We start from the raw sequence: 22,246 nt of genomic DNA on the forward strand, positions 1-22,246 counted from the left end.
ATCGAGCCTGATTTGCACGGCTCAGACCCTTGACCCCAGTCGTCCGCTTCGAAGTCTCTTTTCCCGACCCGCGCGCCCATCGCTTCGATGTGAACTGCCGTATCGACGGCCTGCGCGGCGCGGTCACGTTCCGGCTGCCGGGCTGGATACGCGGCAGTTATCTGGTCCGCGATTTCGCCAAGCACATCCTCGATCTGCGCGCGACGCGCGGCGGTGCGCAGCAGCGCATCGAGCGCCTCGACAAGAACCGCTTCCGCATCGGCGGCGAGGGCGAGATCGGGCTGAGCTACGGCGTCAACGCCTTCGACGAATCGGTACGCAAGGCCTACCTCGACACGCGCCGCGGCTTCTTCAACGGCAGCTCGCTGTTCTACTGCGCGCAAGGCTGCGAAAAGGCGCGCTTCGAAGTGCGCATCGCCAAGCCGGCTGACGCCGTCTGCGAAGGCTGGAAAGTCGCGACCACCTTGAAAGCCGAAGACGTCGACGCGGCCGGTTTCGGCCTGTATTCGGCGCCCGACTATGAAACCCTGATCGACACCCCGGTCGAGATCGCGCCTTACCAGCGCTACGACTTCGACGTCGACGGCGTGCCGCATGCGCTGGTGCTGTCGGGGCGCGTCGAACTCGATGCCGCGCGTGTGACCGCGGACCTGGCCAGGATCTGCCATGTGGAGCGCGAGATGTTCGGCCAGCAGCCGGTTCGCGGACCGGGCTTCGAGCAATACCTGTTCCTGACCAACGTCGTCGCCGCCGGTTATGGGGGGCTCGAACACAAAAGCTCGACCGCGCTGATCTGCTCGCGCGGCGATTTTCCGCGTGTCGGCAAAGCCGAACTGAGCCGCGAATACCGCACGTTTCTCGGGCTTTGTTCGCACGAGTACTTTCACCTGTGGAACGTCAAGCGGATCACCGCCGCGGCGTTTCTTGAAAGCGACCTGCAGCGCGAGGCCTACACGCGCGACCTCTGGCATTACGAAGGCACGACTTCGTACTACGACGATCTGTTCCTGTTGCGCGCGAACGTGATCGACGCGGTGACGTATCTCGATCTGCTCGCCGAGGCGGCGACGCGGCTGCAGCGTTCGCCGGCGCGCACCGCGCACACGCTGGAAGACGCGAGCTTCGAAACCTGGATCAAGTACTACCAGCCCGACGAAAACTCGCTCAACGCCAGCACCAACTACTACGTCAAGGGCGCACTGGTGTCGCTGTGCCTGGATATGACGTTGCGGCTGAAATCCAGCGTGACTTTGGACGACGTCATGCGCGTGCTGTGGCAGCGTTACGGCAGCCGCGACATCGGCGTGCCCGAAGGCGGGCTGGCAGCGGTTGCGCAGGAAATCAGCGGTGTCGATCTGGCCGCGTTCTTCGACAAGGCCTTGCGCAGCACCGAGGAGCTGCCGCTGGCCGAGCTGTTCGCCGAGTTCGGCGTCGGTGCGGTGCTGCGGGCGTCGACATCGGCGATCGACGAAGGCGGGCGCACCGCGAGCCGCAATCAGGGCGTCTGGGCGGGCCTGCGTCTGAAGCCGGGCGATTCGACGATCGCCGCGGTTCTGACCGACAGCCCGGCGCTGCGTGCGGGCCTGTCCGCTGGCGACCAGCTGATCGCCCTCGACGGCCTGCGCGTCACCGCACAGAACTGGACGCGCCGTCTCGATGCGATCGACGCCGGCGTCGAAGTTCGCGTCGACTATTTCCGCGGCGAGGAGCTGATGTCGACGACGCTGACGCCGGTCGCCGCGCCGCTGGATACCTGGACGTTCACGCTCGATGAAGTCGACGGCGACAAGCTGGAGCGTCGCAAGGCCTGGCTCGGTGTGTAGCGTCGTTCCTCTCTCCCGCTTGCGGGAGAGAGTCCCGCGCAGCGGGGAGAGAGGGCGTTGGAGCGCGAATGTGCCGGCGCCCTCTCCCGGCCCTGCGGGCCACCCTCTCCCGCAAGCGGGAGAGGGGAGCAAAGCACAGCGTCCAGGCGCCGTATAGTTGCTCGCATGTTCGAAGCGCTGACCAAATTCCTGATCGCCTATGCCATCGGCAATCTGATGGGCGGCCAGATCGTCGGCTGGCTGCGCGGCGGCGTCGATCTGCGCCGCCTCGGCAGCGGCAACGTCGGCGCGACCAATGCGCTGCGCACCCAGGGCGCGAGCTTTGCGCTGAGCGTGCTGCTGGTCGACGTGCTCAAGGGCGTGATCGCGGCGCGGCTGGTGCCGCTGATTCCGTGGCCGCTGGGCGAGGGCGCGCCCGACTTTCGTTATCCGCTGGAATGGCTGCAATACCTGTGCGGTGTCGGTGTTGCGCTCGGCCACTGCTATCCGATCACGCTCGGGTTCAAGGGCGGCAAGGGTGTTGCGACATTGGCCGGTGTGTTCGGCGCGCTGATGATCGCCGCGCTGCCGTGGATGTTGCTGACCTTCGTTTTGGTGGTGATGCTCAGCGGCTACGTCAGCGCCGCGACCATCGGCGCCGCGACGACCGTGGTGTTCTACATGCTGGTGGTCGATGCGCATCCGCTGCTGTCGGCGCCGGTGCTGTTCACGCTGACGATGTCGGCGCTGGTGTTGTTCAAGCATCGCGACAACATCCGCCGGCTGTGGCGCGGTAACGAGCATCGCTTCGAGAAAGCCCGCGTGCTCGGCCGCCTGATCGAGCGCCGCAACGCGGCACGCAAACCATGAGCGAAACCCTGCTGGATACGCTCGCCGATGGCCAGTGGCATAGCGGCGAAGCGCTCGCGCTCACTGCCGGCATCACCCGCGCCGGCCTGGCCAAGCGCGTCGACAAGCTGCGCGAACTCGGCCTCGATGTCGAAGCACGCCAGGGCCTCGGCTACCGGCTTTCGCAGCCGCTGGAGCGCTTGAATGCCGCGCGGCTGCAGCAGCAGGCGGCCAGTGGCCTGCGCGTCGCGGTCGTCGACAGCACCGACTCGACCAATCGCCAGCTGCTCGACGCGCCCGCCGCGCAGGATCCGCAGGCGCTGTTCGCCGAATATCAAACCGCCGGTCGCGGGCGCCGTGGCCGCGCCTGGCGCTCGCCATATGGCGCGAACATCTATCTGTCGTTCGCCTGGTCGTTCGCCGCCTGGCCGCCGCAGCTGACGGCGCTACCGCTGAGCGTCGGCGTCGCCTGCGCGCAGGCCTTGCACGACGTCGGCTGCACGCGCGTGCAACTGAAATGGCCGAACGATCTGTGGGTCGATAAGCGCAAGCTCGGCGGCATTCTGATCGAGCATCGCGGCGAAGCCGGTGGCGCCTGCCGCGTCGTCGTCGGCATCGGCCTCAACGTCGCGATGTCCGGCACGCAGGCCGACGGCATCGATCAGGCCTGGATCAGCCTCAACCAAGCTATCGGCGCGAACGTGTCGCGCAATACGCTGGCCGTGGCGCTGCTGGATCGTCTGCACGGCGTGCTGAGCCGCTTCGAATACGAGGGCTTCGCGCCGTTCGCGGCGCAGTGGAGCGCGCTCGATCTGACCCGCGACCAGCCGGTGCAGATCAGCGGCACGCCGGCGCTCGACGGCATCGCGCGCGGTGTCGACGAGATCGGTGCGCTGATTGTCGAAAGCAATGGCGAGCGCCGCGCCGTGCATTCCGGCGACGTCAGCCTGAGGCTGGTGCAGTGAGCGGCAAGATTCTGCTGCTCGACATCGGCAACAGCCGCGTCAAGGGCGCGCTGGCCGATGCAGCCGGCGTGCTGCAGCCGTTGGCCGCGGTGTCGCATCAGGCCGACGCGGCCGCGGCGATCGCCGCGATCGAAACCGATGCGCCGAACGCGCTGTGGATCTCGCACGTACTCGGCTCGGCGATCGAAGCGCAGCTGGTCGCGGCGGTGAAAACGCGCTGGCGTCTGTCACCGAATTTCGCGCGCTCCACCGCTGAGTTCGCCGGCCTGCGCAGTGGCTATGCCGAGCCCGAACGCCTCGGTGTCGATCGCTGGCTGGCGATGCTCGCCGCGCGTGCCCAGGCCTGGGATTCCGCGCTGGTGGTCGACGCCGGCACCGCGCTGACCGCCGATCTGATCGACGCCAGCGGTCAGCATCGCGGCGGCATCATCGCCGGCGGCCTGCTGACCGCGCAACGCGGCGTGCTCGGCGCCACGCGTTTCGCCACGCGCGACTTGCACGCGAGCTACGACGGCGGCCTCGGCCGCGACACCGAAGCCTGCGTGCGCCAGGGTGCGATGCTCGGCTGCCTCGGCGCGATCGACCGCGCCGCCGATCTCGGCGAGCCGCCGTGTCGCCGCCTTATCACCGGCGGCGACGCCGAGACGCTGCTGCCGTATCTGAAAGGCGCGTGGCAGCATCGCCCGAACCTGGTGCTTGAGGGACTGCAGGTTTACGCCCGCGCCGAGCGCCAGTAGCGCGAGTTTCGGCGAGTAACGCCGCCGTTCTGCCAACCGCGGCTGCGTGCTAGGCTCGCCGCGTTGCGCTGGTCGCCGCCCATTCGTTGCCGATGCTCCCGAAGGAGCCGCTATGTCCCGCATGCGTTCGCGTTCGTGGTCTTCCGCTCTGGCCCTGTGCCTGGTTTCATTCGCCGCCACTGCCTTCGCGGCCGACGAGCCTGTGCCTGCGCCGCCGCCTGCCGGTGCCAGCGCGCCGGCTCCGGCCACGCCGCCGCCAGCGAAGACCAAGCACAAGAAGAAAGGCCACGCGACCCCTGCCTCGGGCGACAACGCGGCGCCGATACCGCCGCCGCCGCCGCAGAAGCCGCCGGGCGGCAGCACCGTCAACAGCATGCCGGTGCCGCCGCCGCCGCAGAAACCACCCGGCGTCACGGCTCCTCCCGCGCCGCAGTAAGGCCAGGCCCGGGTCGCCTGCTTCCCTCCGCCGGAGCGAGCGGCTTAGGTGAGAGCGTTCATCGAGCAATTGCGGCGCCGGAACGTGTTCCGCGCGCTAGCGTTCTACGCGGGCGCGGCCTGGCTGCTGGTGCAGATCGCCACCCAGGTATTCCCGTTTTTCGACGTGCCGAACTGGGCAGTGCGCTGGGTCGTGATCGCGCTGCTGATCGGCCTGCCGATCACCGCCCTGCTGTCCTGGTTCTATGAGCTGACGCCGTCCGGGTTCAGGCGCGAAGTCGAAGTCGACACCGGCGATGTCCCGCTGCAGCGCCCGTTCGGCAGCGTCGATCGCGGCCTGCTCTGCCTGGTGGCGGTGTTGGTCGTGATGCTGGTCGGCAGCTGGCTGTGGCAGCGCGACGGTGGCGGCACAAAGCGCGCGTCGATCGCGGTGATGCCGTTCAAGAACCTGAGCAGCGATCCCGGCAATGCGTATTTCGTCGACGGCATTCAGGACGAGATCCTGGTGCGGCTGTCGAAAATCGCCGCGCTTAAAGTGATATCGCGAACCTCGACCGCGCGCTACGCGTCGGCGCCGGCCGATCTGAAGCAGATCGCACGCGAGCTCGGCGTCGACCATATCGTCGAAGGCAGCGTGCAGCGCCACGGCGGATCGGCGCGTATCGAAGTGCAGCTGATCGACGCGCAGACCGACACCAGTATCTGGGCGGAAACCTACGATCGCCTGCTGACCGACATCTTCAAGACGCAGAGCGAAGTCGCGCGCTCGATCGCCGAGGTGCTGCAGGCACGGCTGACCGCGCCGGAAATCGCACAGGTTTCCGCGACGCCGACGCAGAATACCGAAGCCTACGACGCCTACCTGCGCGGCTTGGCGTTCCAGTTGCGCTCGTTCGAGCCGGTGAACCTGGCGAGCGCGGCGAACAGCTTCGCCAAGGCGGCGGCGCTCGATCCGGATTTCGCGCTGGCCTGGGCGCAGCTGGCGCGCACCGAATCCACGCGCGCGTTCCAGGGCCTGGGCAATGCGGCCGAGTCCTGCGCCAGTGCGCGGCAGGCGGCCAGGCAGGCGCAGCGCCTGCAGCCGCAACTCGGCGAAACCGCGTTGGCGGCCGGTTACGTGCACTTCATGTGCGATCACGATCTGCCTGCTGCGCAAACCGCATTCGGCATCGCCAGTGCGCGGCTGCCGAACAACGCCGACGTGCTCGGCGCGATGGCCAAGATCGAATGGCGCAAGGGTGATTCCGCGGCGGTGCTGAAGCATCTGCGTGATGCGGTGGAACTGGACCCGCGCAATCTCGAGCTGCTCGGCTCCTACGCGTATTACCTGGGCCTGGACCGCCGTTTCGGTGACGCACGCGGCATCGTCAGGCGCGCGCTGCAGATCAGCCCCGACGACGCCTCACTGATGGCGCTGGCGGCATTGATCGAGCAGGCAGACGGCAACCTCGGCGCGGCGGCGGGCCAACTCGCCGACCTGTCGCCGCGGCCGCTGCAGGTCGACGTGTTCGACTACCAGATGCTGCAGCTGATCTACCAGACGCGTTACTCCGAAGCCGCTGCTGCGCTCAAGGACGCGCTCGCTGGCGACGTGTCCACGCTCGGCGTATCGGTCGCCGACTACTACGCGCTGCTGGCAACCGTGCAGCAGGCCAGCGGCAACGGCGCGGCGGCGCGCCGGACTTATGCCGAGGCGCTGGCGCTGCTGCGCGGCTTCGACGATGGCAGCCTCACCGATGAAAGCTCCGGCGGCGTCTACCTGCGCGCGATGCTGTGCCTGAGCGCGGCCGGTGCCGATGCCGCCGCGCTGGCGCTGGAGGACTGCACGCGACTGCGCCGTATCGCCGCCACGGACCGTGAATTCTCCTTGACCGCGCTCGATGCGCTCGCCCAGGCCGATGTACTCGCCGGCCAGCACGCCGCCGCGTTCGACGCGCTGCGCAGCCTGCTCGCCCGGCCGTATTACAGCGTGCGCTACACAACACCGCTGACGCCGGCGCTGCTGCGTCAGGACCCCTTGTGGGCGCCGCTGCGCCAGGATCCGCGCTATGCGGCGCTGGTCGCCGAGCGTGCGCGGTAGCCCGACGCTGGTCAGGCCCCCGCGCTCGGTCTAGACTGCGGGCCGCAAAAGTTCAGGGCCGGGTTAGCACAGTGGTAGTGCAGCGGTTTTGTAAACCGAAGGTCGGGGGTTCAAATCCCTCACTCGGCACCATCCCGGACTTGATGCTCCCCTGCGTGCTCCGCGGTCTCAGACTGTTTGAATGCTGGTATCCGGCTCATGCCGCATCGGCTGCCGCTTTCCGCAAGTCAGACTGCGCCACAGCCACTCCACCCGGCCCGTAGCGATAGCGCTTCAGCCACCAACGGCTGAAGACGATCTGCGCGGCGAAGATCGCGATGCTGCTGATCAGGACGCCGACCAGACCGTACTGCGGGCCAAGACCGAGGCCGATGCCATAGAACAGCGCGATCCCGATCAGCGTTTGCGCGAACTGATGGCTCAGTGTCATGGGACCGATCGGAGCGAGCGCGCCCGGCGCGCGCTGCCATGTGCGCCGTCGATAGAGCGAAGCTGACCATGCAGGCTCGGTCGGATAGGAGGAAGCACGCATTTCGGAGTAGCGTAACGCTGCCATCAGCGGAGCGCGCCGTGCCCCTTCAGACCAAAACGAATTGTGGCCGCGGCTTTCGCGGCTCGGCGGTTCTTGTCGTTGTTTATTCGATGCTGTTGTTGCTGCCACATTTTTCTGCGTCGGCTGCGGATTCCGGCGGCGCTGCAAAAAACGACGACTTCGGCGTAACCGCGCGCAGGAGCCAGATTCTGCTGGCGGAAGCCGCAGAAGCGATGCCTGTCGCCTGCGAGAAGCAGGGGAAAAAGGCGGCGGGCTGTTCGCTGAATCTGCTGAGTCACCTGCTCGCCAGGCTGTATGTTGACCCCTCGCCTGACGAGGTCCGTGTACTCGACCGGCAACTCGGAGCCGGAATCGCCGAGTACCTGCGTATCGCATCCGATTCACAGCTGAGCGCGGAATCGCGCCCGGGCAAGATCGACGACGAGCGCGACTCCAACGATTTCTATCTGAACTACGCCGGCACGCTATATCGTCTGCAACGGCTGTTCGGTACCCACGGGCAGCGCGCGGAACGGCTCGGCAAGGACACGCAGGCCGTGGTGGCGGACGCTTTCTGGGGCTGGGCCAGCAGCCATTGCGCGTTGGCAGACACGCGCCCTGCGCACGTCTGGCAAATCGTGGGTTCCGAGAATCACACGGCGCTATTTGACAGCTCGTGCTGGGCCGCCGCCGATCTCCTGAGCCAATCCGAAACCTACGCCGCGAGAACCTATCGCGACGGCAGCTCGGCTGCGGCGCAGCTGGCCGCCTGGACTCAGTTCGAGAAAGCCTACATCCGCGAACGCGCGCGCCACGGTTTGTTCCTGGAGTATTTCTCTCCGACTTATGCCAAGTACACGCTTTTCAACTTGTATCTGTATGCCGATTTCAGCCGCGACGACGAAATGCGGCGTCTGGCGCGCAATGCGCTTGATTTGTGGTGGGCGCAGTGGGCGGTCGAGCAAGTGGACGGCGTGCATGGCGGCAGCAAGGCGCGCGCTTACGGCGAGACGCTCAAGGACGGCGACGCGATGTGGGACGCGGCGTGGCTCTACTTCGGTTTTCGCAATTTCCGCGTTCCCAATGCGACGGCGCCGCTGGTCGCGTTGGCGACCAGCGACTATCAGCCGCTGCCGCTGATTTCCCGGCTGGCGCTCGATGCGGCCGGCCGCGGCTCCTACGAAGTCAGGAGCCGGGTACGCGGCCGAGCCGATCCGGCCAGCGAGGGCGCTCGCGGGGTTGTGCAGGTGGCGGCAGACGATTCCAGCCTGCTGCGATACACCTATGTCACACCGCAGTTTTCGATGGGCCTTGCGCAGGTGCCACGGCTGCCGTTCAAGCAATGGGTCGCCGGCAGTTCGCAGAACCGATGGGCGGGGCTGGTGTTCGCCGGCAGTCAGACTGCCAGGATCGTATTCAAGGTCGCCGGCAAAGGGCAGAACAACTACAACGCGCTGTGGGGCGTACAAAGCAGGGGCGCGCAGCTGGTGCAGGCTTTGCCGGCGCCGTGGAGCGCGAATGGCGGGCCGTTGCAGGTCTGGTTCTCCGGCGAACTGAAGCGGGTGGAGCGTGATGGCTGGGTGTTCGTCGATGGCGCCGGCTATGCCGCGCTGCGCCCGGCTTCGGGCGGATACAGCTGGTTGTCGGCGGAAGGCGGCCAGATCCTGGTTCCCGACGACGGTTATGTGCCGGTCGTGCTGCAGGCCTCTACCCGGGATCGATATCCCGACTTCGCTTCGTTCCAGAGCGCGGTTCTCGCCGCTCCCCTCAGCAGCAGCAAGGCGTCGACCGAGTTTGCCGGGCTGGATCATGCCGGCCGCCTGCGCCTCTACGGCGATTCGGGCCGCCTGCCGGAAATCGACGGCCGCCCGATCACGTTCGGTCCCGGGCCTTCCATCGAAAGCCCGTTTCTATCCGGCGGCGGCAATGACGCCGTGTTCAAGCTGAGCAAGGATGGCAACGCGCAAACCATCGATTTTCGCTAATCCGCAGTCGTGCTGGCGTCAGCGCCGGTCTGTCGCCAGCTGCTTGGCGAAGGCGTCGATTTCTGCCGCCAGCATGGCCCCGACCAGGGGCTCGAAACACTTGTTGTAGTGGCCAAGATCGCGCAGTGATTCGCGATAGCCGTGTTGTGCGACGAACGGCGTCGGGTCGACAAAGCGCAGATGCAGCGCGCTGTTCGTGTAGTGCTGCATGCGCTCGCGCAGTAACTGTCGCTGCGCAATCGGATTGCCATCGAAGTCGACGACAAAGGGGCCGACAAACAGTATCGGCTTGGCAATGGTGGCGTCGATCTTTTGTAGCAGTTCGTCGATCTGTTCCGCGCTCAGTTCGAAGAATTCGGCGTGCAGCAGCAGATCAATTGCCAGAGCGGTACTGCCGCTACTAGGTCCGCCCGATTCGCCGCGCAGCCGCGCCACCCGTTCCTGTCGGCTGGCGAACACCGTTTCCATCGAACACGCCGGTGTAGCTAAGCCGTTGTCGATTAGCAGGTTGCGGACATGGTGTATCTGCAACTGCAGTCCGCGATAACGAACGATGCGCAGCGACGACAGCTCGACCACGATCAGGTCGGCCGCGCCAAAATTTCGTTGGAAAAGATCGATACCTTCGCGCAGTGGATCGGCCTGATTGACGCTCATCAGCGCCGCGAGTTCAGGCGGCACCTTGACCACACCGCGCAACACGTCCACGACCTGCAGGACTTCCGCGGGGTTGTGTACGTAGCCGAATACGCCGTTGTGCCGGCGCTTTACGCGGCCGTAGTCGTCGGCAAACCCCAGTGGGGTATAGACCCGGCAACTTCCCAGAACGCCGACCGTCAGCTTTTTGAAGTCCTGAGGCAAGGCCTTGAACAGAGCGGCCTCCTCCTCTTTTTCTTCGGCCGATGTCGTGAGCGGATAGGGGGCGTTGCCGGAAGCGCGCGTCTCGAGTTCTTCGTCGCCACTGCCTGACCACGGTTCGTTCGCCGTGCGCAGACCCTTGAAGAATTGGTCCGTCAGCCAGCGCAGACCTTGGCGCGTGGTCCCCTGGCCATCGGCTCCGTGAAACCGGCCGTGCAAAGCCGGCGCTGCAAGCAGTTCGTGGCAGGGGAAATGATCGACGTTGGAAAAGTCGGCCTGCAGCTGCGAGGCGGCAGCCGTCAGGATGGCCTTCGCCCGCATCGACTCGACGATGGACAACACGTCGTCCGATTGCCGGCCGGGCTCGTCAGCCGCAACCACCAGTACGATGCCGAGCTTCGGATTGACCCTGCCGTTGATGAACTGGATCGTCCATTTGAGATCGTCGTAGACCTGGCTGTACGACTGTGGCGCGAACTCGTATTGGCCAGCGGCTTTGCGATCGCCCAGGGCCTCTTGCCTCAACGGCATGGCCGCGCCGTCCTGTTTCGATATCCAGGACCGTGTGCACGTCAGCGTCACGACTAGCAGATCAGCCTGACGAAGCAGTACGCGAACCGCTTTCAGATGGCGCTCTCGGCTGGCTTCCAGTTCACCGGGTGAGGAAAAGCCGGCAGGCTCGATCTGTGGCCGGAACGGATCGTAATAGCGTCCTTTCAGTTCCCAGGAAAGCTCGGTCGGGCTGAAACGTTTGTGCGCCATCGCAACTAGCTGCCGCAACTGTTTCGGCGTCCGGATGTCGCCGAATCGGGCGCTGTTCAGGCCGTAGCCAAACGCGGCCCGCTGCGCGGACGGCAGACCGGGAGGAGCGCTTTCGGTCTCGACCGCGACCAGGCCCTGTTCGCCGATCTGGTCGAAAACCGCCTGCGAGAACGAGCAGCCGATGGTTGCAATGCGGGTGCCCGTATTCCCGGACTGCCAGGGCCGAAAGAAATCGCTCATGTCGATGTCGGGCAAGCCGGGCGACGCGGTGGCAGCGGGATCGCTCATCGTTGCAGGGCCGTCTGTTGCCGCATGATCACCTCATCGACTGTTTTCTTGTCTGGCTTCGGCCGACGCCATGTAACGCGCTGTATGGGCGCTTTGCCGGCCCGGCGCGCTTGCCACATTATCTCCGGCCTATCCGTGCTCGGCTATCGGGCCGACGGCCGCACCAAACCCGCCAATCGTGGTCTCTATTTGATGAACAAGCTCATTGCGATCGCTGCCGTACTGCTGGCACTGACGGCCTGCACCAAGATCCAGGACGTGACCGAGTCGCGTGACGGCGGCCGCTATCAGGTCGGCAGCGCCAGCAGCGCGCGCGTCGGTGAGGTGATGCTGGACCGTTACCAGTACAGCGCCGCGCCGACCGCGACGCTGTCGGCGGCGATCCCGGCCGGCGATGGCCGGCTCGAGCTGCGCAGCGGTACGCGGCTGGTGGCGCGCAAGGTCGATGGCGAGCGCGCCTATTGCACGCCGATCACGTCGAATTTCGCCTGCCTCTACGACAACGACGGCGACGGCGCTTTTGACCACGAAATGGTCACCAACCTGGGCATCGCCAGCAGCAAGCGGCCGCTGGTTCCGGTGGTGGGCTACACCAAGGGCGACGGCGGCGCGATGGCCAAGGGTTTCAAGTCCGAGCTGATCTACCTCGGCCGCGCCGACAACGTGATCAGCCTGCGCTACCTGGACTACACCAACGACCTCGGCAAGCCCAGCTATACGCAGGAGCTGAAGTACACGCTGGACGCTAAAACGCCGACCGAAATCGCGTTCCGCGATGCGCGGCTGCGGATCCTGCAGGCCGACAACGAGGGGATCCGGTACGACATCCTGAGCAGCTTCGGCGGTTGAGTTTTTCCTGGATCACATAGCGCACCCCGTTCGTCCCGAGTAGCGGGCTTGCCCGCGTATCGAGGGATGCGACGCGATCCGGTCCCTCGATACGCCCGCGTTGCGGGCTACTCGGGACGAACGGAGTGTGTGGGCGCCACCAAAAAATCAGCTCAGCTCTTGTCGAACATCTTGCCGATCGCGGCGAGGAAGCTTGAGCCCAGGAACACCACGCCGCAGGTCGCCAGGCTCTTCCACATGAACTCGTTGCTGTGGCTGAGCCAGATCATCGACAGCGCCAGGCCGATCGCGACGATGACGCAGATCAGGCAGATCGAGAAGCAGAGTTTGTTCAAAAAGCTCATTGCGGCTGGGTTCGAAGCAGGGGCTTGAGGGCGCAGTCTATAGCCTGAGCGGCTAGACTGGCCGCCCTAAAGCCGCGTTGCCGTGCCTCATGTTGCTGACTCTCCGTGATGTTTCGCTGAATCTGGGTAGTACCGTCCTGCTGGATCACGCGGGCTTTTCGATCGAAAAAGGCGAGCGCGTCGCCATCATCGGACGCAACGGCGCCGGCAAGTCGACGATGATGAAGGTCATCGACGGCGAGGTCGCGATCGACAGCGGTGAAGTCGTCCGGGCGCAGAGCCTGCGCATCGCGCGCCTGGTGCAGGACGTGCCAGCCGGCACCGACGGCAAGGTGTTCTCGGTGGTCGCGCAGGGCCTCGGCGCCGCCGGTGCGCTGATCTCCAAGTACCACGAACTGCTCGATCAGGAGCGCTTTGATGAGCTCGGCGACGTGCAGTCGAAGATCGAGGCGGTCGACGGCTGGAGCCTGGATCAGCGCGTGTCCGAGACGATTTCGCGGCTGGATCTGCCTGGGGAAGCGATTTTCAGCAGCCTGTCCGGCGGTCTGAAGCGCCGCGTGCTGCTGGGCCAGGCGCTGGTGCAGCAGCCCGACCTGCTGCTGCTCGACGAGCCGACCAACCATCTCGACGTCGAGGCGATCGCCTGGCTCGAAGAATTCCTGATCGGCTATCCGGGCGCGATCCTGTTCGTCACCCATGACCGCGCGTTCCTGCAGCGGCTGGCGACGCGCATTCTCGAACTCGATCGCGGCATGCTCACCAGCTGGCCCGGCGATTACGAAAACTATCTGCGTCGCAAGGAAGAACGCGCCCACGCCGAGAGCCAGGAACGCGCGGTGTTCGACAAGCGCCTGGCGCAGGAAGAAATCTGGATTCGCAAGGGCGTCCAGGCGCGGCGGGTGCGCGACCAGGGCCGCGTCGAACGCCTGATGGAACTGCGACGGCAGTTCAGCGAGCGCCGCAACGTGCAGGGCAAGGCCAACATGCTGATCCAGGAAGCCGACCGCAGCGGCAAGCTGGTGGCCGAGGCGGATGACGTGGCCTATTCCTACGGCGAGCGCCAGATCGTGCGCAGCCTGACCACGACCATCATCCGCGGCGACAAGCTCGGCATCATCGGCCCGAACGGCGCCGGCAAGACCACGATGATCAACCTGCTGCTCGGCCGCCTGCAGCCCGACAGCGGCAAGATGAAGCTCGGCGCGAATCTGCAGATCGCCTACTTCGACCAGCTGCGCGGCGGCCTCGACGAGAACGCCTCGGTGGTCGACAACCTCGGCGACGGCAAGGACTACGTCGAGATCGGCGGCGCGCGCAAGCACGTGATGGGCTATCTGCAGGACTTCCTGTTCACGCCGGACCGCGCGCGCTCGCCGGTGCGCGCGCTCAGCGGTGGTGAGCGCAATCGTCTGCTGCTGGCCAAGCTGTTTGCGCGGCCGTCGAATTTATTGGTGCTCGACGAGCCGACCAACGATCTCGACATGGAGACGCTGGAGCTGCTCGAAGAACTGCTGATGGACTATGAAGGCACCGTGCTGCTGGTGTCGCATGACCGCAAGTTTCTCGACAACGTGGTCACGCGCTGCCTGGTGTTCGAAGGTGGCGGCAAGGTCAACGAGTACATCGGCGGCTACCAGGACTGGGTGCGTCAGCGGCCGGCGACTTACAGCCGCGCGTCGTCGTCGAACAACAGCAGCAAGCCGGCGCCTGCAGTCGCTGCTGCGCCGGTCGCCAAGCTCAACATCACGCGCTCGCTCAACAACAAGGAGAAGCGCGAGCTCGACGAACTGCCGCAGAAGCTGGAGAAGTTGGAGGCCGAGCAGACCAAGCTCGCCGACGAACTCAGCGCGCCGGGCTTCTACGAGCGGCCGAAAGACCAGGTGCTGAAAGTGCAGAAGCGGCTGGACGAGCTGGCGAAGATGCTGGCCGTTGCCTATGCGCGATGGGAAGAGCTGGAAGCGCTGCGGTAGCCGCTGCGCTGCGTCCTGGCGGCGATCCCACCTTCCGTTCGTCCCAAGTAGCGAGCTTGCTCGCGTATCGAGGGATAGCAGCGAGCGCGCAGGCGTCCCTCGATACGTCCATTGCGTGGACTACTCGGGATGAACGGGGATCCCGCGGGCGGCACCAGCGGCTGGATCCGACCGACAGGCCCTTTCACTCGATCTTGCGATTGTCCCGCCAGGCCCGCTCGAACGGCAGCCGCCAGGCATGCGGCGCCACCAGCTGGTGGATCGCTTTCGGCCCCCAGGAGCCCGGCTCGTAGAAGCGCACCGGCGGCGGATTGTCGAGCAAGGGCGCCGACACTTCCCATAGCCGCTCGATGCCGTCGGCGGTCGTGAACAAGGTGTGATCGCCGCGCATCGCGTCCAGGATCAGGCGCTCGTAGGCTTCGAGCACGTCGCCGATCAGCGTCGTGTCGTTCATCGCGAACTGCAGGCTGAGCTTGTCCAGGCGCATGCCCGGGCCGGGGCGTTTGCCGTAGAAGCTCAGGCTGATTTTCGAGGCGTCCGCCAGGTCGAAGGTCAGATGATCCGGGCCCTGCGCGCCGACGCCGGAATTGGCCGGGAACATGCTTTTCGGCGGCTCGCGGAACGCGATCGAGATGATGCGCTGGCCCTCGGCCAGGCGCTTGCCGGTGCGCAGGTAGAACGGCACGCCGGCCCAGCGCCAGTTGTCGATGCGGCATTCCAGCGCGATGAAGGTTTCGGTCTCCGACGCCGGATCGATGCCCGCTTCACCGCGATAACCGGCGTACTGGCCGCGCACGACCTTGGCCGGATCGATCGGCAGCATGCTGCGGAACACCTTGTTCTTCTCCTCGCTGATCGGCGCCGGCGCCAGCGCGGTCGGCGGTTCCATCGCCATGAACGCGAGAATCTGCATCAGGTGCGTGACCACCATGTCGCGAAACGCGCCGGTCTGCTCGTAGAAGCCGGCGCGCGTCCCCAGGCCCAGCGTCTCGGGCACGTCGATCTGCACGTGGTCGATGAAGTTGCGGTTCCAGATCGGCTCGAACAAACCATTGGCGAAACGGAACGCGAGGATGTTCTGCGCCGGCTCCTTGCCGAGAAAGTGATCGATGCGGAAGATCTGCTCTTCGGCAAAGACTTCATGCAGCCGCGCATTCAAGATCACCGCGCTGGCCAGGTCGGTGCCGAACGGTTTTTCCATGATCACGCGCGAGCCTTCGACCAGACCGGCTTCCTTGAGCATGTGCACCGCCGGCAGCGCCGCGCTCGGCGGCACGCTCAGGTAATGCAGGCGCCGGGTCTGGCCACTGAAACTCCGCTCGGCCTCCTCGACCGCGGCCTTGAGCACTGCGGCGCCGGCTGACATCGGCACGTAGTCCAGGCAGGCGGCGAACGCGTTCCACTCGGCGTCGCCGGGTTTGCGCGACGAGTACGCATTGAGCGCATCGCGCGCCAGCGTGCGAAAGCGGTCCGCGTCGAGCTCGTCCAGCGACAGGCCGATGATGCGGCAGCCGGGAATGAAGCCGGCATTGACCAGGTGGAACAGCCCGGGCAGCAGCTTGCGCCGCGCCAGGTCGCCGGTGGCGCCGACCAGCACCACGATCTGCGGATACTGCGGGCCCACGCCGGGTGGAATCTTGGCCATCTCGCGTCCTTGTATGAGTGAAGCTTTCCTGGCGGAAGCTCATACAGCAAAACGGACGCCAAATGTCGCCGTCATTGCCGCGAAAGCGGGAATCCGGTGACGGCGGCACTCGGCTCCGTTCGTCCCGAGTAGCGGGCTTTGCCCGCGTATCGAGGGACCGAAAGGCAGCGCGATCCGCTCCCTCGATACGCCTCGCGAGCGAGGCTACTCGGGACGAACGGAGGACGACGAAGGGAGGATAGTGAAAGCATCTCTGGATCCCCGCTTTCGCGGGAATGACCGATAAGGCGGGGCTACGCCGCGATACAGCAGCGATTGCGGCCGCCGCGCTTGGCCTGGTACAGCGCCTGGTCGGCACGCTCGAACAGCGACTCCGGCGTGTCGTTCTCGCGAAAGCCGGTGACGCCGCAGGACACGGTGATCGACACCGGCAGCTGGCGGAAGTGGAAGCCGATCTTCTCGATGGTCTGGCGCAGCTTGTCGGTGACCGCGAGCGCGCGTGTCGGCGTCACGTCGTCGAGCAGCAGCACGAATTCCTCGCCGCCGTAGCGCGCCAGGAAGTCGTGGTCGCGCAGGCGTTTGCCGAGTTGCTTGGCCAGCACTTGCAGCACCTTGTCGCCGGCGGTGTGGCCGTACTGGTCGTTGATCAACTTGAAGTGGTCGACGTCGAAGGCGGCGATGCTGCGCGGCTTCTGGTCGCGCTTCCACGCGGCAAGCTCGGTGGCGACGCGCTCGTCGTAGGCGGCGCGGTTGGGCACGCCGGTAAGGCCGTCGCGGCTGGCCTTGCGCTCGAGCTTGCGCACCGAATGGCTCAGCGCCTGGGTCTGGTTTTCCAGCTCCTCGATGCGCAGCCGCAGCGCCTCGTTGCGCTCGCGATGCGTGGCCACGCGCGCATCCTCGCGCGCACGGTGATCGCGTACGCGCTGGTCGATCGCGGTCAGACGCCGGTAAACCTGGCTCTGCAGGCTGGCCAGATCGCTGGCCTCGCGCGTATGCGTGTACAGGGCCTCGGTCTCGGACAATAGCTGCCGGCCGAAAGCCTGGCCGTCGGCCTGGGCGCTGGCGCGCTCCTCGGTTTCGCCGCGCAAATGCTCGGCGATGTCTTCCAGGCGCTCGTTGAACATCTGCAGCAGCCGGTCGGCTTCGACTTTTTCGCGGCGCAGCGACTGCGCCTGCGCGTCGGCCAGATCGGCGACCTGCACCGCGACGACCGCCAGCGCGTCGTGGCCGCGCAGGTCGGCGATCTTGTCGAGCAGTTCCTTGGCGCGCTTTGCTGCTTCCGGCAGATCGCTGAGGCGGTCGAGCAGGCGCTGCAAGGTCTGGGTCAGAGCCGGCGGTGCCGAGAACGGTTCGGCCGCGCTGCGAGGCGGTGCGGGTTGCGCGATCGCGGCGGCCGGCGTCGACGTGGCGGTGACCGGTACGGGCACGATCGCCGGCGCCGACACCGGCTTCTGGTCGAGCACCGTCACCGCCTGGGTCAGCTGGCCGAGCAGCGATTCCAGCGGCGCCGGTTCGGCCGGCCGGCGCAAGCTGCTGATGACCTGGGTCAGCGTTTCGTCGAGCGTCTCGTGCTGGCCGCGCGCGGCGATGCACAAGCGGCTGGCGATGCGCCGCAGCAGTTCCTCGGTATCGCGCCAGTGGCGCTCGCGCTTCTCGAGTTCCTCGGCCGTCTCACGGTATTGGCGCTGCCAGCGATCGGGCTCCATCGAGCGAACACACGTAGAGTGGGGGGTGATCGCATATCGGCTGGCGCGGCTGGAACTTGAGGGCGCGCAGACGCGGACAGGGTCCGCTCCTACAGGACTACTGCGCACCGTCGATTCGCGACTGTAGGAGCGGACCCTGTCCGCGACCGACGCCGCCCTAAACCTCCGACGCCGCCACCCACAGCGCCGCCAGATGCTCCAGCCCGGCGCGATCGTCCGCATCGAAGCGGGCGATGCGCGGGCTGTCCAGATCGAGCACGCCGATCAGCCGCTCGCCGGCCACCAGCGGCACGACGATCTCGCTGCTGGACGCGGCATCGCAGGCGATATGCCCCGGGAACTCGTGGACATCGCGCACCAGCTGGGTTTCGCGCGTCGCGGCCGCCGTGCCGCAGACGCCGCGGCCTAGCGCGATGCGGATGCAGGCCGGCTTGCCCTGGAACGGGCCGAGCACCAGCTCGCCTTGCTTGTACAGATAGAAGCCGGCCCAGTTCAGGTCGGGCAGGCCATGAAAGATCAGCGCCGACAGGTTGGCGGCGTTGGCGATCGCGTCGCGCTCGCCGGCGAACAGGCCGGTCGCCTGGTCTATCAGGCTGGCGTAAAGCTCGGGCTTGGGCAGCGACCTGGTGTCTTGAAGTTCGAACATGCGCTGCTCCGTAAGCTTGTCATTCCCGCCTTCGCGGGAATGACATCAAAAAGCCTAGCGCGAGAACGCCACGCCCAGGCCGATGCGCGTGATCGCGTGATCGTAGTCGAGCAGGCTTTCGCCGTAGCCCTGCCACAGATAGACCTGATAGAACACCGAGCCGTCGCGCGACGGGATCGTGTAATTGATGTTCAGCGCGCCATGACCGGTTTCGGGATTCATCCGCACCATCGTGTGCAGCACCTGGCGCTTGCCGAGCTGGCGCTGCCAGTGCACCTCGCCATAACCGTAGTGGTCCTCGATGTCGGGGTTGTCGTCGCCCTTGGGATCGTCGGGTGTCTTCTTCTTGTCTTCCGGCAGGCGGTACCAGGCCTTGATGTACCACAGCGACTTGCCCTCGGCGCGAAACGGCGCGATGTACAGCCGGTTCCAGGAGCGCGAATCCGGTACGTCCTGGCCATTGGATTCGTGCTCGGCGCCGATGTCCGCGCCCCAGTAGTTCCACTTTTTCGGGTCCGGCGTCCAGCGGTAGAACAGCTCGGGGTTGTAGTCGGTCTCACGGAACGGGCGCGAGCGGTCGGAGTCGTAGACCTGCCAGAACGAGCGCTGGCTGTAGCCGAAGTAGAACGGGGTGCTGAACAGCTGCACCTTGGCGCTGATCGCGAAGATCACTTCGGTCTGCGCGCCGTCGTAGTCCGGGCTGTAGGTCGCCGGCAGGATGAACATCGGCTTGTGCGTCGACAGGCCCTTGGCGACGGAGACGATCGAATACGCATTGGGATCCTCGCCGCGCATGCGCGAGAAGAAGTCCAGCTGTTTCTCGGTCGGCGGCGGCGTGTCCGAGGGCAGGGCCGAAACCACGGCGTCTTTTGCTTTCGCGCCGATCGTCGGGCTGATCGCCTGCGGCGCGACCTCGACCGCAGGCGGATCGGCGACGATCAGCGGCTGCTCGGAGCCGAGCTGCGCTGGCGTGGTGTCGGCCGGCGAGCCCGGCACCGGCGTCGGCGTCGGTGCGCCGGCGGCGAACGCGGCGGGCATCTCGGAACAGGTCGCCGCGCACAGCAGCGACAGCAGGGCCAGGTGTTTCATCAGCGTCCCTTCAGAAATCGAAGCTGGGCGAGGCGAGGGCGTCCACATAGGGCTTCATCACCCGCTCGACCCGGCACAGCTTGGCGTAATGCCAGAGCTTGTCCTTGTTGACCTTGTTCGCGGCGAAGCCGGCGCGCAGCGCGTCGACGGCGATATGCGGGCCGATCTTGTTGCGGAACTTGAACAGGTCGGCCAGGGTTTTTTCCAGGCAGTAGATGGCGACGCTGACGCTCTCGATCTCGTGATGCTCGACGCCCTCGGTGAATGCCGGGCCGCCGAGACGCGCGACCTTCACTTCCGGGTAGTCCAGCCGCGGCCGTGCCGCGCGCCGCTCGATCGCGATATAGACTTCGTCGGTGAGCTGTTCGGCAAGGCCGTGAAACGCCAGCGCCGAGCGCAGGCAGATCACGCCGTTGGGCACCGCGCGGCCGGCGACGGCCAGCGCCAGGTGCGGCGTGACCTGCTTGTCGGCCAGCACGTAGCTGCCGCGCCCGACTTTTTTGATCAAGCCCTTGTCGCAGACGCGACGCAGGTACTCGGCCTGGATGCCTTCCGCTGCTAAATCCTTCGGGCGCAGCACTCCGAGCTTGGCCGCAAGCTCGACGATGCGATCGGATTTGCTGGGTTCGTCCATCAGGCGTGCTTGAGTGTGCGCAAGCGTAAATAGTTTTTAAAATCTGTATATATTTGAGAACAAGTTTGAAAGTATTGCAAGAGATGCTTTCAAGCTACTAATTTCAAACAGGATTGTGACAAAGTGTTGTGTGCTGTCCGCCAAAGGCGCTAATCACGCACGCTGCCCGCCACGCGCCGTAACCAGGGAAAGGACCCCCAAGATGCTGCTGGACATCGCCTTGTTTCTCGCCGCCGCCGTGCTGTTCGTGCCCTTGTTCAAGCGGCTGGGCCTGGGCGCGGTGCTCGGCTATCTCGCCGCCGGCGTCTGCATCGGGCCGTGGGGCCTGGGACTGATATCGGACGTTGAATCGATCCTGCATTTCTCCGAGTTCGGCGTGGTGCTGCTGCTGTTCATCATCGGCCTGGAGTTGCAGCCTTCAAGGCTGTGGCATCTGCGCTCGGCGGTGTTCGGCACCGGCGGCCTGCAGGTGCTGCTGACCACGCTGGCGCTGGCCGGCATCGCCGTCGCCAGCGGACTGACGCCGAGTACCGCGCTGATCGCCGGCTTCGGCCTGGCGATGTCGTCGACCGCGTTCGTGCTGCAGATGCTGGCCGAGCGCGGCGAGCTGACCACGCGCCACGGCCGCGGCGCGTTCGCGATCCTGCTGTTCCAGGACCTGTCGATCATCCCGTTCCTGGCATTGGTGCCGGCGCTGGCCGCCGGCGAAGGCGGCCACGCGCATGCCAGCGGCAGCTCGACGCTGATCGCGGTCGCAACCGCCATCGGCGCGGTGGTGCTGACCGTGCTCGGCGGCCGCTACGCGCTGCGGCCGCTGCTGCGTGCGCTGGCCAAGATCCAGGTTGCGGAAATCTTTACCGCTGCGGCGCTGCTGGTGGTGATCGCCACCGCTCTGGCGATGGACGCGGTCGGGCTGTCGATGTCGCTGGGTGCGTTCCTCGCCGGCGTGCTGCTCGCCGACTCCGAATACCGCCACGAACTGCAGGCGGACATCGAGCCGTTCAAGGGCCTGCTGCTGGGCCTGTTCTTCATCGCGGTCGGCATGTCGGCCAACATCGGCCTGCTGATCGCCGAGCCGCTGCAGGTGCTGGCGGTGGTGATCGGCCTGATCGCGGTCAAGGCGGTGGTGATCTACATCGTCGGCCGGCTGTTCCATCTGCCGGACGATTCCTCGCGCTCGCTGGCGCTGTCGCTGGCCCAGGGCGGCGAGTTCGCCTTCGTGCTGTTCGGCGTCGCCTCCGGCGCCGGCCTGCTCGATCACGCGCTGCAGGATCTGCTGGTGCTGAGCGTGACGCTGTCGATGATGCTGTCGCCGCTGGTCTACATGGCCTACGCGCGGCTGCGGCCGGAGATCGCGCCGCCGCCGTTCGACGAAATCGACATCGAGGCGGCGCCGGTGGTGATCGCCGGCTTCGGTCCTTTCGGCCAGATCGTCGGCCGCGTGCTGCGCCTGCGCCGCATCCGTTACTCGGTGCTCGACAAGAACGCCGACAACGTCGCCTTTCTGCGCCGCTTCGGCATTCCGGTGTTCTACAGCGACGCCGCGCGCTTCGAAGTGCTGCGCGCCGCGCACACCGGCGACGCCAAGCTGCTGGTGGTCGCGATCGCCGATCCGGTGGAATCCAAGCGCGTGGTCGAGACCGCGCGCCATCACTATCCGAGCTTGACGATCATCGCCACCGCGCGCACTCGCCAGCATGCACTGGACCTGATGGACCTGGGCGTCAAGAAAGTCATACGGCGCAGCTACTTCTCGTCGCTGGAGATGACGCGCAAGGTGCTGGCGGTACTCGGCGAAAACGAGGCGCAGATCGAGCGCACCATCGCCACGTTCCAGCAGCACGACCAGAAGACCCTGATGCGCCAGCTCGCCAGCTCGCGCGACGAGCAGTCGATGATGCAGGCCGCGCGCGAGGCCAATCGCGAGCTGGAAGAACTGTTCGACTCGGACAACGAGGCCGAGCCCGAAGTGGATGAGCTGGCGAAGAAGCGGGTGGCCTGAGAGTTTCGCGCCGGTCCCTCGATACGCCCCCTGCGTGGGCTACTCGGGACGAACGGAGTTTTTTCGCG

General features: G+C 66.0%; 18 protein-coding genes and 1 tRNA gene. 11 read left to right on the forward strand and 8 right to left on the reverse strand.

The genetic code is table 11. The annotated features are described in order from the left end of the window. Window positions 1-29: 29 nt before the first annotated feature. From ACQZF9_RS00475 to ACQZF9_RS00505, 7 genes are all read left to right on the forward strand, one after another. Window positions 30-1,823 carry a M61 family metallopeptidase gene (locus tag ACQZF9_RS00475; RefSeq protein WP_428311317.1) on the forward strand — a complete coding sequence of 598 codons (1,794 nt, stop codon included), beginning with the start codon at window positions 30-32 and terminating at the stop codon, window positions 1,821-1,823. Window positions 1,824-1,988: 165 nt separating this feature from the next. Then, window positions 1,989-2,672 carry a glycerol-3-phosphate 1-O-acyltransferase PlsY gene (gene plsY, locus ACQZF9_RS00480; RefSeq protein WP_428311318.1) on the forward strand — a complete coding sequence of 228 codons (684 nt, stop codon included), beginning with the start codon at window positions 1,989-1,991 and terminating at the stop codon, window positions 2,670-2,672. Continuing rightward, window positions 2,669-3,616 (forward strand): biotin--[acetyl-CoA-carboxylase] ligase, encoded by a 948-nt coding sequence (locus ACQZF9_RS00485; RefSeq protein ID WP_428311319.1) that lies wholly within the window; start codon window positions 2,669-2,671, stop codon window positions 3,614-3,616. The genes plsY and ACQZF9_RS00485 overlap by 4 nt, the downstream gene beginning before the upstream one ends. Further along, window positions 3,613-4,353 carry a type III pantothenate kinase gene (locus tag ACQZF9_RS00490; protein WP_428311320.1) on the forward strand — a complete coding sequence of 247 codons (741 nt, stop codon included), beginning with the start codon at window positions 3,613-3,615 and terminating at the stop codon, window positions 4,351-4,353. Before ACQZF9_RS00485 ends, ACQZF9_RS00490 begins: the two co-directional genes overlap by 4 nt. A gap of 112 nt (window positions 4,354-4,465) precedes the next feature. After that, complete coding sequence (locus ACQZF9_RS00495; RefSeq protein WP_428311321.1) at window positions 4,466-4,789, forward strand: hypothetical protein; 324 nt, start codon at window positions 4,466-4,468, stop codon at window positions 4,787-4,789. 84 nt (window positions 4,790-4,873) lie between these two features. Beyond that, window positions 4,874-6,868: a hypothetical protein gene (locus tag ACQZF9_RS00500; protein ID WP_428311322.1), complete on the forward strand. Its 1,995-nt coding sequence runs from the start codon at window positions 4,874-4,876 to the stop codon at window positions 6,866-6,868. A 57-nt stretch (window positions 6,869-6,925) separates the two neighbouring features. Beyond that, window positions 6,926-7,000: transfer RNA gene (locus tag ACQZF9_RS00505), tRNA-Thr, on the forward strand. A gap of 64 nt (window positions 7,001-7,064) precedes the next feature. Here ACQZF9_RS00505 and ACQZF9_RS00510 read toward each other — a convergent pair. Then, window positions 7,065-7,424 (reverse strand): DUF418 domain-containing protein, encoded by a 360-nt coding sequence (locus ACQZF9_RS00510; protein WP_428311323.1) that lies wholly within the window; start codon window positions 7,422-7,424, stop codon window positions 7,065-7,067. On the opposite strand from ACQZF9_RS00510, the gene ACQZF9_RS00515 reads away from it, so the two are divergent. Further along, window positions 7,337-9,385: a hypothetical protein gene (locus tag ACQZF9_RS00515; protein WP_428313506.1), complete on the forward strand. Its 2,049-nt coding sequence runs from the start codon at window positions 7,337-7,339 to the stop codon at window positions 9,383-9,385. The genes ACQZF9_RS00510 and ACQZF9_RS00515 overlap by 88 nt on opposite strands. Before the next feature lie 18 nt (window positions 9,386-9,403). Here the strand turns inward: ACQZF9_RS00515 and ACQZF9_RS00520 are convergent, their stop codons facing one another. After that, window positions 9,404-11,293 carry a GSCFA domain-containing protein gene (locus ACQZF9_RS00520; RefSeq protein ID WP_428311324.1) on the reverse strand — a complete coding sequence of 630 codons (1,890 nt, stop codon included), beginning with the start codon at window positions 11,291-11,293 and terminating at the stop codon, window positions 9,404-9,406. A gap of 192 nt (window positions 11,294-11,485) precedes the next feature. Between ACQZF9_RS00520 and ACQZF9_RS00525 the strand changes: the two genes are divergently transcribed. Beyond that, window positions 11,486-12,142, forward strand: coding sequence for a hypothetical protein (locus tag ACQZF9_RS00525; protein ID WP_428311325.1), 657 nt, complete (start codon window positions 11,486-11,488; stop codon window positions 12,140-12,142). Between the two features lie 152 nt (window positions 12,143-12,294). Here ACQZF9_RS00525 and ACQZF9_RS00530 read toward each other — a convergent pair whose 3' ends face one another. After that, window positions 12,295-12,486, reverse strand: coding sequence for a hypothetical protein (locus tag ACQZF9_RS00530; RefSeq protein WP_428311326.1), 192 nt, complete (start codon window positions 12,484-12,486; stop codon window positions 12,295-12,297). An 89-nt stretch (window positions 12,487-12,575) separates the two neighbouring features. Here ACQZF9_RS00530 and ACQZF9_RS00535 point away from each other — a divergent pair, with 89 nt between their 5' ends. Further along, window positions 12,576-14,456 carry an ATP-binding cassette domain-containing protein gene (locus ACQZF9_RS00535; protein ID WP_428311327.1) on the forward strand — a complete coding sequence of 627 codons (1,881 nt, stop codon included), beginning with the start codon at window positions 12,576-12,578 and terminating at the stop codon, window positions 14,454-14,456. Window positions 14,457-14,640: 184 nt separating this feature from the next. Here ACQZF9_RS00535 and zwf read toward each other — a convergent pair whose 3' ends face one another. The 5 genes from zwf to ACQZF9_RS00560 all read right to left on the reverse strand — a co-directional run bounded on the left by zwf (window position 14,641) and on the right by ACQZF9_RS00560 (window position 20,176). Beyond that, window positions 14,641-16,101, reverse strand: coding sequence for a glucose-6-phosphate dehydrogenase (zwf, locus tag ACQZF9_RS00540; protein ID WP_428311328.1), 1,461 nt, complete (start codon window positions 16,099-16,101; stop codon window positions 14,641-14,643). A 293-nt stretch (window positions 16,102-16,394) separates the two neighbouring features. After that, the gene (locus ACQZF9_RS00545) at window positions 16,395-17,807 is read right to left on the reverse strand and encodes a GGDEF domain-containing protein (RefSeq protein WP_428311329.1); all 1,413 of its coding nucleotides are present in this window, start codon (window positions 17,805-17,807) and stop codon (window positions 16,395-16,397) included. 157 nt (window positions 17,808-17,964) lie between these two features. After that, on the reverse strand, window positions 17,965-18,453 hold the full coding sequence (locus ACQZF9_RS00550) for a GAF domain-containing protein (protein WP_428311330.1): 489 nt from the start codon (window positions 18,451-18,453) through the stop codon (window positions 17,965-17,967). 54 nt (window positions 18,454-18,507) lie between these two features. Beyond that, entirely contained in the window at window positions 18,508-19,542 is a 1,035-nt protein-coding gene (locus ACQZF9_RS00555) for a phospholipase A (RefSeq protein ID WP_428311331.1), read from the reverse strand. Between the two features lie 10 nt (window positions 19,543-19,552). Next, window positions 19,553-20,176 carry a type IV toxin-antitoxin system AbiEi family antitoxin domain-containing protein gene (locus ACQZF9_RS00560; RefSeq protein WP_428311332.1) on the reverse strand — a complete coding sequence of 208 codons (624 nt, stop codon included), beginning with the start codon at window positions 20,174-20,176 and terminating at the stop codon, window positions 19,553-19,555. A 202-nt stretch (window positions 20,177-20,378) separates the two neighbouring features. Between ACQZF9_RS00560 and ACQZF9_RS00565 the strand changes: the two genes are divergently transcribed. Then, window positions 20,379-22,178 carry a monovalent cation:proton antiporter-2 (CPA2) family protein gene (locus tag ACQZF9_RS00565; protein WP_428311333.1) on the forward strand — a complete coding sequence of 600 codons (1,800 nt, stop codon included), beginning with the start codon at window positions 20,379-20,381 and terminating at the stop codon, window positions 22,176-22,178. Window positions 22,179-22,246 lie beyond the last annotated feature (68 nt).

Source organism: Hydrocarboniphaga sp. (assembly GCF_965279055.1).
Classification (GTDB): Bacteria; Pseudomonadota; Gammaproteobacteria; order Nevskiales; family Nevskiaceae; genus Hydrocarboniphaga.

Bases quoted from the DNA above. Each gene is read 5' to 3' on its own strand.
- plsY (WP_428311318.1), top strand. From the start codon at position 1,989: ATGTTCGAAGCGCTGACCAAATTCCTGATCGCCTATGCCATCGGCAAT.
- ACQZF9_RS00485 (WP_428311319.1), top strand. From the start codon at position 2,669: ATGAGCGAAACCCTGCTGGATACGCTCGCCGATGGCCAGTGGCATAGC.
- ACQZF9_RS00495 (WP_428311321.1), top strand. From the start codon at position 4,466: ATGTCCCGCATGCGTTCGCGTTCGTGGTCTTCCGCTCTGGCCCTGTGC.
- ACQZF9_RS00515 (WP_428313506.1), top strand. From the start codon at position 7,337: ATGTGCGCCGTCGATAGAGCGAAGCTGACCATGCAGGCTCGGTCGGAT.
- ACQZF9_RS00510 (WP_428311323.1), bottom strand. From the start codon at position 7,424: ATGGCAGCGTTACGCTACTCCGAAATGCGTGCTTCCTCCTATCCGACC.
- ACQZF9_RS00520 (WP_428311324.1), bottom strand. From the start codon at position 11,293: ATGAGCGATCCCGCTGCCACCGCGTCGCCCGGCTTGCCCGACATCGAC.
- ACQZF9_RS00525 (WP_428311325.1), top strand. From the start codon at position 11,486: ATGAACAAGCTCATTGCGATCGCTGCCGTACTGCTGGCACTGACGGCC.
- ACQZF9_RS00530 (WP_428311326.1), bottom strand. From the start codon at position 12,486: ATGAGCTTTTTGAACAAACTCTGCTTCTCGATCTGCCTGATCTGCGTC.
- ACQZF9_RS00535 (WP_428311327.1), top strand. From the start codon at position 12,576: ATGTTGCTGACTCTCCGTGATGTTTCGCTGAATCTGGGTAGTACCGTC.
- zwf (WP_428311328.1), bottom strand. From the start codon at position 16,101: ATGGCCAAGATTCCACCCGGCGTGGGCCCGCAGTATCCGCAGATCGTG.
- ACQZF9_RS00545 (WP_428311329.1), bottom strand. From the start codon at position 17,807: ATGGAGCCCGATCGCTGGCAGCGCCAATACCGTGAGACGGCCGAGGAA.
- ACQZF9_RS00550 (WP_428311330.1), bottom strand. From the start codon at position 18,453: ATGTTCGAACTTCAAGACACCAGGTCGCTGCCCAAGCCCGAGCTTTAC.
- ACQZF9_RS00555 (WP_428311331.1), bottom strand. From the start codon at position 19,542: ATGAAACACCTGGCCCTGCTGTCGCTGCTGTGCGCGGCGACCTGTTCC.
- ACQZF9_RS00560 (WP_428311332.1), bottom strand. From the start codon at position 20,176: ATGGACGAACCCAGCAAATCCGATCGCATCGTCGAGCTTGCGGCCAAG.
- ACQZF9_RS00565 (WP_428311333.1), top strand. From the start codon at position 20,379: ATGCTGCTGGACATCGCCTTGTTTCTCGCCGCCGCCGTGCTGTTCGTG.